This is a genomic window from Psychrobacillus sp. Z3-81, from assembly GCF_056620325.1.
The window spans coordinates 164,337-177,708 of record NZ_JBWQPU010000007.1; the positions used below are offsets into that span (position 1 = coordinate 164,337).

Consider the following 13,372-nt stretch of genomic DNA (forward strand, 5'->3'; position numbering starts at 1 on the left):
TGAAAAACTCCTTATTTAACTACTGCTTGTTCTATCTCTTTTGGTATATCAATTATTTTACCTTCTACTGCATTAACAAAATGCTCTTCTATTGTACCATCTTCAAGCTCAATTAAAATGTGCCAAGTTGGTGCCAATACTTGTGTCTCAGCTTCTTGTACTAATGTGGAGTATCCTAATTCAAACTCTACTATTTTGGATTTACTCTTTAAGAAGCCTCGATTATACAAAGGTTGAATAGTCTTTTGTGGTGTAAGAAGCTTTTCCAATTCATTAAATTCTTCTAAATCATCTAGAAGCGTTTGCTCATAAGAAGTCAGTTCTTTATTTTCGTTCCAATAAACAACTAGTTTTGCATTTTGATTATAAAATACCACTCGGTCCTCTACAGTTTGAAAGAAAGTGGCCATGTTTTTTTCTTCATCCATCTTCCATATTTGATAGGACGATCCCTGAAAAATGTTTTGATGAATATATTCCGTTAGGTCTGTTTTATCTGTAAAGGAAACTGGCTCCTCAAAATTTCCGATTAGTTGAAAAGAAGATTTAATCTCTACCTGTTGGTTTTCTAAACTCTCTAGCTCTTCAGGATCAAACTGGTGTACGAAGCCCGACACATAAAAGGCTTCCTGGATTTTGACTGCTTCCGCCTTTGAAATATCTATATCCTCCAGTAAAAGCCTTTCCTCTAATGGAGTATCAATTACTACCTCGTATTGCTCATTATATCGATTTAAATAGAGGGAAAATAGAAAGACATTTAATATAGAAAACACGATAATAAATATCGTTTTCGTTTTATTCCAGTCCAGATCTGCCACCTCCTAAAATCTCCTCTGAAACACGAATCCATGTCCCGTTTAAGGAATAGTACCAATTCGGCTCCAAAGTTATTAAAGGTTGGTTTTCATTTCTCGATAACTGATAGCCAAGTGTTAAATCCATTATCGATGAGATTGAAACATCTGGAATAGAAGACAGCAAATCGTATACTTCCTGTCCAGAGGGCAACACAACCTCCTGCTTTGTAGGAAGCGGACTTAACGTATAATAAGGACGGTTGTACCGATATACTCGATTTACGCCCCAATATTGAATTATTTCTGTTGCAGTATCATTACTGAAAACTGGCAAACCACTAAAATAAAGCTGATAGACCACCTGCTGATTGTTTATATTAAGCCTGCTATAACGATAATCATCTGTCCATCCATCATGCTCATTTACAAAGCTTAAGCTATTTTGGATTAAATCTGAAGGATTTATAGAAATGTTACTCTCAGATGCTGGATGAACATAATTTAAGCTGCGATTCTGAAAATCTACCTCCATCATCGCGCTATCATCCGTATACTCTAAGCCATTTGTTCGCAGAGGATTTGTTCGGACTAAGGATGGATTACTAAACAAAGCATTTTTAAAGCGATCTGTCGGTATATCCTCCATGTAATAAGTAGATCTTGTCAGTTTCTCAGGTGATGCAGAAATATATAGAGAAAGTTTTCCTGCTCTCTCTATTTCATTATACACTGGCAGTGACGTTAATTGACTATTAAGACGTTCAACATAAGCATCTCTATCTTCTTTGTCTACCGCAGCTTGATACACCTTATGGGTTGTGGTATTGATGAAATATACATAGATACCTTCTTTCGCTCCCTTAGACCAGTCAATGACCAATTGATTAAAGGAGCTTTCCGGAAAAACAGTATCCGTGAAAGGTAAGATAGTTGCAAGTGTCTTAATTGGAACCCCTGCTGGATAAAAGAAGGTCATTCTATCTGGTCCACTTACATATTCATTTATTTGCTTTGCATTTGCCTGATTATTAAGCAGAGTCACTGTTTGTACTTCCCACGCCTTTATGATATTTATTTCTCTTTCAATGACTGTAGAGGAGCTAGTACCTCGAAGGACGTCCCCTTGATTGACTATTAGACGATAAGGCTTAATGACATCCTCCATCCTCTTTTTCTCTGCTATTGCTATATTTACAACGGGATCCTCAATTTTCTCATAGGATGGAGAGTATGTCCAAATAGAGAAGGTGAGAGTTAGGCTCATAATTATCAACAACAGTAAAACAGCAGATTTTACATGCTCTAGATATTTCATTCCCACTCACCTTCCTCGTCCATTACAATATCTAACGTAAAGAAAATAGTTGTTCCATTGCCCTCTTCACTCTCTGCCCATATCTTTCCGCCATGTGCCTCTATCATTTCCCGGGCAATTGCTAGTCCAAGACCAGTACCTCCCATTGACCTTGCTCTTGCACGGTCTACACGATAGAAGCGATCAAAGATTCGATTTACATTTTCTGAAGGTATACCCATTCCATCATCTGAGACCATTACCTGCAGCTGGTTATCCTTGACTACACAGCCAAACCGTATATTTCCTCCATCTGGAGAATATTTAATAGCATTTGAGATGATATTATCAATAACCTGTGTTAGCTTGTCGGTATCAATATCAACGTAATATGGTGTTTCCGGGAGCATACGTTGGAAGGTGACATTTTGAGATTTAGCCATTTCAAAACGGTCTATTATTCGGTCGAAAAACTTGTTAAAGTTTACAATTTCTCTATTCAAATCATATTCGTGACTATCCATTTTTGATAACTGAAGCAAATCATTTACCAAGCGAATCATCCGCTGGGTTTCCGTTTGTGTCACTTGCAAGAAGGAAGGAGCTATTTCCTCGTCCTTCCAAGCCCCATCTGCTAGAGCCTCTAAATAACTACTCATTGTAGTAAGTGGGGTCCGTAGCTCATGAGATACATTAGCAACAAACTCTCTTCGTTCCATATCAATTTTCTCCTGCTCCGTATTATCATGTAAAACTGCAATGAGTCCATTGACAAAGCCTGTTTCTTTTTGAATAACAGAGAAGCTAGCACGAAGGACAAAAGGCTGTTCCTGTGTACTAAAATCTAAGGTTAAAAATTCATTTAAATGAATAAGATCCTCAAAGGAATATTGAGAGTCTAATCCTAGAACGGAATGTATTGGTCTATTTAAAACTAATTCTCTTGGAGTTCGAAGTAGACGCAAGGCCGGGTCATTAATAAGGATAATGCGCCCTTTACGGTCAGTGGCAATTACACCGTCTGTCATATTCGTTAGTACAGAAGACAGTTTCCTTCTTTCCGCCTCCGTAGTAGAGGTTGCTTCCTGTAATCGATTAGTCAAGTGGTTAAAGGCGATAGCTAAATGACCAATTTCGTCATTTCCATAAACCCTTACTTTTCTTGAGAAGTTCCCCTTAGCCATTGCTTGAGCTTGTTTTCTCATATCAGAAATTGGACGAGTAATGGTTTGAGCAATTAGTATTCCTAGAATGACTGTAATAACTAAAGCAATACCAGTTCCTACTGCAAGAATTTGATTAATCTCATTCATTTGTGCATAAACATTTTCTATATTTGATTCAATATAAAGTGTCCCTATTGCCTCATTTTCGGAAACGATAGGAGTTGCTAGCTTCCAAATTCTTTTCCCATCGTCAAGGGCTATTCCATTAAACTCGTCCGGTAGACTGATGGAAAGACGGACCAGTTCATCCATAGATTTTTGCCCAACTATATCCTGGTTGTTATGATTAGAAGTAGCTAAAACCTGATAGTTTGCATCGATTACACGAACTTCTTTGATATCCTCGGAATTTAGACCTGTTAAAATAGAACGTAAGCTTTGTTCCAGCGTTACGTCCCCTTCATTTCGCACCCTTAATATTTCTTCTCTAGCACTAAATTCTAGTAGCCCTGCTCTATCTCTAATGGAATCCTGAAAATTATCTGTTAACTTTTCTTCAAGCTCCTTGACAAAGTAAAGCCCAATTATCTGCATGGCAATAAGAATCAGTAAGATATAAATAAACACGATCTTCGTGTGTATTGATTTGAAATAACCTACTTTTTGCATTTCGTTACTCCTGTTCAGGATTACGTAAATAGTAGCCGACGCCTCTTCTTGTCACTATCCAGTTTGGATGACTTGGATTATCCTCGATTTTTTCTCTTAAACGCCTAATCGTAACATCGACTGTTCTTACGTCTCCAAAATAATCATAGCCCCATACAGTTTGCAATAAATGCTCACGAGTCATTACTTGACCTATGTGCTTTGCTAGATAATGTAGTAGTTCAAACTCACGATGAGTAAGCTCGATTGTCTCGTCACGCTTTAATACTAAATAAGCGTCTGGCTGAATAGTTAAAGGACCAATGGTAATATCATTGGTTACAACTTCGGTATCCTCTTGAACTGTTTGATGTCTTCTCATGTTAGCTTTCACTCGAGCAATTAGTTCTCTTGTGCTAAATGGCTTTGTTACATAGTCATCTGCACCAAGCTCTAATCCAAGTACTTTATCAATTTCTGAGTCCTTCGCTGTCAGCATAATAATAGGGAAATTGAAACGTTTCCTTATTTCTCGGCAAACCTCCATACCATCTCTGTTCGGTAACATAATATCTAAAAGCATTAAATCTGGTTGTATTTCGTCTACTTTTTTTAAAGCTTCGTCTCCGTCATATGCACAATATACCTGATAGCCCTCTTTTTTAAGATTGAACTGTAGAATATCTGCAATTGGTTTTTCATCATCTACGACTAAAATTTTCTTACTCATCATGATAGACCCCTTTCTCTCTTGAAAATATATATTTGTAGCAAATTAAATTATTGTAATCAAGTAATCTTTCCTTTACTCTATCATGCTTTTAATCTAGATGCATCCTTGAAACTGTTTGGACCCTTCAGTCGAGTTTTGTCGGATTATTTCCCAGGAAATTTAGCGAGGAATAATTTCATCTTCCATTTTCACATGATGAGGTATTGCGTTTTATACATACACTCTTTTTAAAGAAACGATAGAATCGTGGACTACTCTATTAAATCTAAACTAGTCATTACTTGGTTTTCTCGCTTAATCTATAAAAAAAAACAGCCAAACAATTGACTGTCTTTTTCTCTATTTATTATCTTAACACAGAAAGAGGATTGATGGTTACACCATTCTTTTCTACCTCAAAATGCAAATGAATTCCTGTTGATCTTCCCGTGTTCCCCATTACTCCTATTACAGAGCCTTGTGGAACGACATCCCCTACGCTTACGCTTATAGAAGATAGATGGGCATAGGTTGTTTTATATCCATTTTGGTGATTAATAATAACACGATTGCCATATGTGCCGTCTCTACCTGCAGCCACTACTACACCATTGTCAGCGGCCTTAATATTATAACCACTTGGACGAGCTATATCAATTCCTTCATGCTTACGTCCCCAACGATAACCCATTTTACTAGAAATATAGCCTCCCTCAGCTGGCCATGCAAATGAACCGGATCCACGAGAAGGTATCACTTTTGTTCCTTTTAATACAATACGGTTTTGAGGCTCTACAAGAACCTTCTCTTCCATCGTAGAAGATCCTACTTGCACTCCATTTTCTTTTCTTATTAGATAAGTAGCAAGCCTTTTACCATCAGAACCTTCTTGTTTTACTTTTTTATCCCCTTTAAACATGTCATCAGTTTCAATAACTTCTTTTGCATGTGGGATAACTTCTAACTCTTTTTTCTCATAGTGGACTTCTACATTAATAAGAGGTTTTAATACCGTAACATTTATATCTTGTCCTATTTTCAATAAGCTGTCTTCTGTAATTCCAGGATTGATTTCCTTCAATTCAGATATAGATAGATTGAACTTGCTCGCAATCTTACCTAACACATCGCCTTCTTGAACTTGATACGTTTCTTGTTTCAGTGTGCCGTCTAATAAAAACTGCACAGCTTCATCCACAGCCATTACTTTATTCGGCTCGACTTCTACTGTTACTCCTGAAACCTTTTGCTTTAAAATTAAATCCGCAATTCGGGTTTCACCCTCTTTTAATTTGGGTAAATCTTCATTAGCATTTTTTCTAGCTTCAAGTATAGAATATTCTTCTTCTGAAATATAATTTAGTTTTACCTTACGTATCACTTCTTGGTATTCTTCTATGTCTCTAACGTAGACCGCCATCTCGTCATTAACTAGAAGCGCAAATGCTGATGTCTTTACTTCAACCTGTTCGTTTAACTTTTGAAGAGTTGCTTCATCATTTGTAGTAGGAGTGAATACTTGCTCTGGAACTACTGATAAATCAGTTCCTATTTTCAAGGGAAGAGCTTCATGCTGGGAGCTAGATTCTTTAAGCTTAGAATCTAATAATGCTTGCATTTTTTCTTTATTAGATAATGCCCCTAAATATTGATCTTCTAAGTATATATGATAAATCTCTTTTACGTTATGTTGTCTGTCTTCCTTGGCAAACGCCATATTAAAGGATAGACATAATATTAGTAACATAGCTATAGATGCTTTTTTTGCTATATTAGTTTTTCTGTTAGAAGGTGCTGTCTTAAATGACGATAGTCCTTCTTTCTTTATCTTCCAAAACATGATAAAGCCCCTTCCAAACTACTTTTTTCACACTCCACTAATTTATCATATTTTTAATAGGTCTGTGTTAATATAATCTATCTTGTAAAGAAAATGTATTTTTCATCCCAATATTTCCTATTTAGATATTTTATTTGGAAAATAAATGCTATTAACTAGTAAGTAATACTGTGTATTTTTATATTTTTCCTCTTTATTTTATTTCTCTCCCCATCCTCTCTTTTCTCTTTTTGTTACAATTGTCATAATCGGTTCTAATAGAATGGACATATAAGATAAGAACTTACTCCTTTCTTCGAACCAACAAGTAGGTAGAGATAATAACTACTCTGAGAAAATCGAAATAAACAAATCAAAAAAGTGGTATTTATAGTGATGATGTTTTCTTCCTCAAGTTCAGCCATAACACAGTGGAAATGAAAGATAGAAAAATGGGGGAAGTGAGTGACAAGTTCTCACTTCCCCCCTACTAGTTAATGATGTTATGGGCCTTCCTTTACCCAACTACTATGCTTCAAGCATAAAAAAATGCCACCAAGTCTTATTGGTGGCATTAGGAACTATTTATCTCCAGACACTGGATACAATGTTTGTTTGTTTTCTATCTGGTCCAACAGAGAATATAGAGAGAGGCACTCCTGTTAGCTGGGAGATTCGCTCTAAATAATGTCTCGCTGTTGCTGGAAGCTCATCTAATGACTTGCAGCCTGTAATATCTTCAGACCATCCAGGAAGCTCCTCATAAACCGGCTCACATTCAGAAAGAATGCGTAGGTTTGCAGGATACTCCGTAATGACTTCCCCTTTATATTTATAAGCAGTACAGATTTTTACTGTTTCAAGCCCCGTTAATACGTCGATTGAATTTACTGTTAGATCCGTAAGACCACTTACTCTCGCAGCATGTCTCACAACTACTGTATCAAACCAACCTATACGACGTGGACGCCCAGTAGTTGTACCATATTCTTTCCCAACTTCTCTTATTTGATTTCCTACCTCGTCAAATAGTTCGGTTGGGAATGGTCCATCTCCTACTCGAGATGTATAAGCCTTGCATACACCCACCACTTGAGAAATCTTAGTAGGTCCTACACCTGCACCAATAGTTACTCCACCAGCAACAGGGTTAGAAGACGTTACGAAAGGATATGTTCCTTGGTCGATATCCAGCATAACCCCTTGAGCGCCTTCAAATAATACTCGACGACCTTCATCTAAAGCATCATTTAATACCTTAGAAGTGTCTGTTACGTATCTTGCTATTTCTTGCCCATAACCATAAAATTCTTCGAGAATTTCTTCTACTGTGAAACCTTTTGTTTCGTAAAACTTTTCAAACATTCTATTCTTCTCTTCGAGGTTGCGTTCAAGTTTTTCTTTAAACACTTCATAGTCAAGCAGGTCAGCGATTCGTATACCTACTCGAGCAGCTTTATCCATATATGCTGGGCCTATTCCCTTACCAGTCGTTCCAATTTTGTTTGCACCACGTCTTGCTTCCTCTACCTCATCTTGCTTTAGGTGATATGGAAGAATAACATGTGCACGATTAGAGATTCTTAAATTTTCTGTTGTGATTCCACGTTCGTGTAAACCTTTTAACTCTTTTACAAGTGCTCTTGGGTCTACTACCATCCCATTTCCAATAACAGAAATTTTGTCTTTATAAAAAATGCCTGAAGGAATTAAGTGAAGTTTGTATGTTTCTCCACCAAAAATAATCGTATGCCCTGCATTGTTACCACCTTGGTAACGCGCAATTACTTCCGAGTTTTCTGAAAGGAAGTCCGTTATTTTCCCTTTTCCTTCGTCTCCCCACTGTGTTCCAACAACTACTACTGATGGCATTGCCAGCACCTCCGTAGACATGTAAATGTCCTGATTCAAACAGTGTTATTGTACCAATCCTCCATTATGGCGTCAACTAATAACACGAAAAAACACGAACAATTAACAATAAAAATTGTTAATATGTTCGTGTTATAGCTACTATGCAGGCGGTGCTTGGTGCTGACTCCAGTCAATGTTCACGAATTTATTAAACTCCTTCACAAATGCTAGAGTGACAGTTCCTGTTGGACCGTTACGTTGTTTTGCAATGATAATCTCAATCATATTTTGGTTTTCTGTTTCCTTATCGTAGTAATCCTCACGATATAAAAAGGCCACAATATCTGCATCCTGCTCAATTGAGCCCGATTCCCTCAAGTCTGACATCATTGGACGCTTATCTTGTCGCTGTTCAACTCCACGAGAAAGCTGTGATAAAGCGATTACTGGTACTTGAAGCTCTCGTGCTAACCCTTTGAGAGATCGAGATATTTCGGAAACCTCTTGCTGACGATTGGCTTGACTACCCCCACTACCTTGAATCAATTGCAGGTAGTCAATTAAAATCATCCCTAGTCCATACTCTTGCTTTAGTCGTCTACATTTAGCGCGAATTTCATTTACTCGAATACCAGGCGTGTCGTCTATGAAGATACCTGCGTTTGAAAGGCTTCCCATGGCCATCGTAAGCTTTCTCCAGTCCTCTGTTGTAAGAGATCCTGTACGAAGCACCTGGGCATCTATATTTCCTTCTGCGCAAAGCATACGCATTACGAGCTGCTCTGCTCCCATCTCTAGACTAAAGATAGCAACATTCTCATTCGTCTTCGTAGCAACGTTCTGTGCAACGTTTAGAGAGAAGGCAGTTTTCCCTACAGAAGGTCGAGCGGCAACGATAATAAGGTCATTCCGTTGAAATCCAGCTGTCATCTTATCTAGATCTCGGAAGCCTGTTGGGATTCCTGTTACATCCCCTTTTCTCGTGTGAAGCTTTTCAATATTATCATAGGTCTCAACTAGTACATCTTTAATATGCTTGAAGTCACCAGCGTTCTTTCTATTGGCAACCTCCATCATTTTTCTTTCGGCCTCAGAAAGTAGAGCCTCTACCTCATCTTCTCTTGTAAAGCCATCCTCTACAATAGAGGTAGCTACCCGAATAAGACGACGTAAAAGAGACTTTTCTTCTACTATCTTTGCATAGTGAGCGATATTTGCAGCGGTGGGAACAGAGTTTGCAATTTCACTAATATAGGTTATGCCACCTACATCCTCTAATTCCTTTTTAGCAGAAAGCTCTTCTGTTACAGTTACTACGTCAATTGCTTTTCCTTGATCACTCAGCCTTAACATCGTCTGAAAGATTTTTTGATGTGCTACTCTGTAAAAATCCTCTGGCATGACGATTTCAGCAGCAGTAATCATAGCCTGTGGCTCTAAGAAGATTGCCCCTAGCACGGATTGCTCGGCTTCTTGATTATGTGGCGGAATACGGTCCAATAATGGATCGCTCATTGGACTCTCTCCTTAAGCCTCTTCAGATACATGTACTTTTAATGTTGCAACTACTTCTTGATGTAGTTTTACTGGAACATTTGTATAGCCTAAAGTACGGATTGCATCTTCCAATTCCATTTTACGTTTATCAAGCTTAATCCCATGGGACTTTTCCAGCTGTGCTGCAATTTGTTTTGTAGTAACAGAACCAAATAAGCGACCATCGTTTCCAGACTTTGCTTTCAGTTCTACAGTAATTTGTTCAAGCTTTTCCTTTAGTTGCTTTGCTGCTGCTAATTCTTCTGCTGCTTCTTTTTCTGTTTTCTTCTTTTGTCCTTCTAAGGCACTTAGTGCAGAAGGGGTTGCTTCAACTGCTAGCTTATTTTTTAGCAAGAAATTATGAGCGTAGCCATCTGCTACATTTTTAATTTCTCCTTTTTTTCCTTTACCTTTTACGTCTTGTAAGAATACTACTTTCATTCTGCATTTCCTCCTTCAATTGTCTCGGTAATGGCACTCTTTAAAAGTGAAATAGCGTCTTCTTGTGTGGTATTTTCCAATTGGCAGGCAGCATTCGTTAAATGCCCACCACCATTTAATTTTTCCATAATCACCTGGACATTCACATCACCTAAGGACCTGGCACTGATGCCAACTAGATTTTCTCCTCGACGGCCTACTACAAATGATGCGCTCACATTGTTCATGGCCAGTAAAATATCTGCAGTCTGTGCCAATAAGACCTGGCTATAAATTGTTCTTTCATTTCCATGGGCAATTGCTATGCCGTCTTTAAAGAATTCTACATTTTGCACAATTTTAGAACGTTCCACGTAAGTTTCCAAGTCTTCCTTCAGCATTCTTTGAACAAGAATAGTATCCGCTCCATGTGTTCTTAGATAAGATGCAGCTTCAAACGTTCTTGCTCCTGTCCGAAGAGTAAAACTTTTTGTATCAACAATGATACCTGCAAGCATAGCTGTTGCCTCTAACATAGATAGCTTTGCATTTTTCGGCTGGTATTCTATAAGCTCTGTAACAAGCTCCGAAGTAGAGGAAGCATATGGCTCCATATAAACAAGAAGTGTATTGGGGATAAACTCTTCACCGCGTCGATGATGGTCAATTACCACAATTTTTTCTGCTCTCTGCAGTAGTCTTTCATCGATTACTAAACTTGGTTTATGCGTATCTACTACCACAAGCAACGTTTTTTCAGTCATTCTTCCTAAGGCTTCTTCAGGACTTATAAAACGCTCAAACAGCTCTGGCTTTTCCTTTATTTCTGCCATTAAGCGCAGGACACTCTTATCCAGCTCATTAAAATCTATTACAACATAGCCTTTTACTTTATTCATCTCGGCCATTTTTCTTACACCAACAGAAGCTCCGATTGCATCCATGTCAGGTAGACTATGACCCATTATAAATACTTGGTCACTGTCCTGTATTAAATCTTTTAAGGCATGAGATATAACTCTAGCTCTCACCCGCGTACGTTTCTCAATTGGATTTGTCTTTCCTCCGTAGAATTTCACTTTTCCGCTTGGTTGTTTAATTGCCACCTGGTCTCCGCCTCGGCCTAATACTAGATCAAGACTTGACTGTGCTAGCTGGCCTAACTCCACCAAGGAGGTCGAGCCTGCTCCCACTCCTACACTCAAGGTTAAGGAGAAACCTAATTTGGAGGTTGTTTCACGAATATCGTCTAGTATAGAAAACTTACTCTTCTCCAGTTCTAATAGAATGGACTCGTTGAATACAGCTAGGAATCGATCAGAACTAATTCTTTTTACATATATACCGTATTTTGCTCCCCAGTCATTGACACAAGAAGTGACAATGCTATTTAACTGTCCTCGTGTCTGGTCATCCATCCCTTGAGATATCTCATCATAATTATCAATATAAAGGATTCCGATAACTGTTCGATCTCCATAGTACAAGGATTCAATTTCTACTTGCTCAGTTATATCAAAGAAGTACAACAGTTTTTCTTCTGCCTTAAAAAACACCTTATAATTAGAATCATCTAAAGAGATAACCATTTCTTTAGAATCTTCCTGTTTGAGTAACTGTTGAAAATCCTTTGAGATGGAAAGTAAATCCTCTCCAATAATTGTGTCGAATTGCAGCCTTTGAGTCATATAGGGATTTGCCCACTCTATGATATATTGATCATTAATTAAGATGATTCCGATTGGCATCTCTAATAAAGCTTCTTCCCCTACCTTTTTCATTCGATAGGATAAAGTTTCTATATGCTTTTCCGTTTCATCATATACACGCTGTTCAATAATCCATGCATAGAGGAACACCCCGATAACCAAAAGAGAAAATAACAACCCAACTAACAGGTTGTTTGACAGAATTAAATAAGATGCAACCCCACCGAGGAGCATAAATAGTATTAGTGGATATCGTATTGGCCGTTTTCTAAAAAAAGACGCCACTTAATCAGCTCCTTATTTTTTATTCCTGTCCTGTAAATACCCTCTTAAGTTAAAGCCTAAATCTAAGACACCAAGTATGACGGTGAATGTGAATAAAGGCAAAGAAAGAAATGTTGCCAAAACTGCTCCCCACTTTGGCCAGCTCTGCACATGAAAATAATAATGAATTAGGGATACCCCTTGTAAAAATAATAATCCTCTTAATAGTAAAGATGCATTGATTAATACCATATAGCCAAATGTTCCAATTTCAAATGAAACGAATAAAGAAATAATGGATACAATTAGATAATACCATAACACTGCTCTAGGTAATTGAAATTCTCTAAATTTCGGGAACCTCGGTATTTGGATCTTTAGTTTTTTCAATAGTGGTAAATTGATGGATAAATAAATCAACGCTGTGACCATCATTCCAACAATAAAGTAAGTCGGCATGATGTTTTGGATAATCTTCATGCTTTCCACTGCCATTTGGTCAAACCACTCTGTATCTTGACCAAGCGTAGTCAATGTTTTACTTATCTGCTCGTAGTATATTTCAAGCCCTACAAAAAATTCCTCTATTACATTTATGTTTAACATAACAATAGATATCATATATTGGAATAGTGTAACAAACATCAGGTAAATACCTGTTGTCATTAGCATATAAAGCTTCGACTTTTTACTACGCAAAGCATCTCCCATGATAAATCCTAAGGGAGCAACCAATAGACCAAATAGCAGCCCAAACAGACCCGCTCCTATAATAAAAGAAATGACAAGTGCTACTATGGTGACCATAATCCCTTGCCTTCTCTCAAATTTGGCACTATACCAAGCAATCGGTAATGGTACAACAAACGAGATTAGTGCACCTAAAACAGGGATATAGAGAGCAATTGCTAATAAAATAGCATACAATGCTATCATCATGGCTCCATATGTTAAATAGCTAGAATTACTTTTCTGCATGGTATACCTTCCTTTTATGTAGTCATCTATACATTGTATCAGATTTCCTACCACAACCAAAATTCCATTTGTGTCCTTCCAAGCACTTATGTCTAGTTTTTTATAGGAATTGTTATTTATATTTGGTTAGTAAGGAGGTATATATATTCCTTGACTATTAAAAAAAAAGACC

Annotated in this window: 10 protein-coding genes; all 10 read right to left on the reverse strand. The window is 37.6% G+C overall.

From position 1 onward, the window contains the following. Window positions 1-11: 11 nt before the first annotated feature. On the reverse strand, window positions 12-821 hold the full coding sequence (locus AC1ECF_RS09850; RefSeq protein WP_480389236.1) for a two-component system regulatory protein YycI: 810 nt from the start codon (window positions 819-821) through the stop codon (window positions 12-14). After that, the gene (locus AC1ECF_RS09855) at window positions 799-2,115 is read right to left on the reverse strand and encodes a YycH family regulatory protein (RefSeq protein ID WP_480389237.1); all 1,317 of its coding nucleotides are present in this window, start codon (window positions 2,113-2,115) and stop codon (window positions 799-801) included. The genes AC1ECF_RS09850 and AC1ECF_RS09855 overlap by 23 nt, the downstream gene beginning before the upstream one ends. Beyond that, a complete protein-coding gene (walK, locus tag AC1ECF_RS09860; protein WP_480389238.1) occupies window positions 2,112-3,929 on the reverse strand; it encodes a cell wall metabolism sensor histidine kinase WalK in 1,818 nt (605 codons plus the stop codon). Before walK ends, AC1ECF_RS09855 begins: the two co-directional genes overlap by 4 nt. 4 nt (window positions 3,930-3,933) lie before the next feature. Further along, entirely contained in the window at window positions 3,934-4,638 is a 705-nt protein-coding gene (gene yycF / locus AC1ECF_RS09865) for a response regulator YycF (RefSeq protein WP_480389239.1), read from the reverse strand. Window positions 4,639-4,987: 349 nt separating this feature from the next. Beyond that, window positions 4,988-6,460, reverse strand: a complete 1,473-nt coding sequence (locus tag AC1ECF_RS09870) for a peptidoglycan DD-metalloendopeptidase family protein (RefSeq protein WP_480389240.1) — start codon at window positions 6,458-6,460, stop codon at window positions 4,988-4,990. 564 nt (window positions 6,461-7,024) lie between these two features. Further along, the gene (locus tag AC1ECF_RS09875; protein ID WP_480389241.1) at window positions 7,025-8,311 is read right to left on the reverse strand and encodes an adenylosuccinate synthase; all 1,287 of its coding nucleotides are present in this window, start codon (window positions 8,309-8,311) and stop codon (window positions 7,025-7,027) included. Window positions 8,312-8,452: 141 nt separating this feature from the next. Continuing rightward, on the reverse strand, window positions 8,453-9,808 hold the full coding sequence (gene dnaB, locus AC1ECF_RS09880) for a replicative DNA helicase (RefSeq protein ID WP_480389242.1): 1,356 nt from the start codon (window positions 9,806-9,808) through the stop codon (window positions 8,453-8,455). 12 nt (window positions 9,809-9,820) lie between these two features. Further along, window positions 9,821-10,270, reverse strand: a complete 450-nt coding sequence (gene rplI / locus AC1ECF_RS09885; RefSeq protein ID WP_480389243.1) for a 50S ribosomal protein L9 — start codon at window positions 10,268-10,270, stop codon at window positions 9,821-9,823. Further along, window positions 10,267-12,243 (reverse strand): DHH family phosphoesterase, encoded by a 1,977-nt coding sequence (locus AC1ECF_RS09890; protein ID WP_480389244.1) that lies wholly within the window; start codon window positions 12,241-12,243, stop codon window positions 10,267-10,269. The genes rplI and AC1ECF_RS09890 overlap by 4 nt, the downstream gene beginning before the upstream one ends. A 12-nt stretch (window positions 12,244-12,255) precedes the next feature. Further along, window positions 12,256-13,200: a YybS family protein gene (locus tag AC1ECF_RS09895; RefSeq protein WP_480389245.1), complete on the reverse strand. Its 945-nt coding sequence runs from the start codon at window positions 13,198-13,200 to the stop codon at window positions 12,256-12,258. Between the last annotated feature and the right edge of the window lie 172 nt (window positions 13,201-13,372).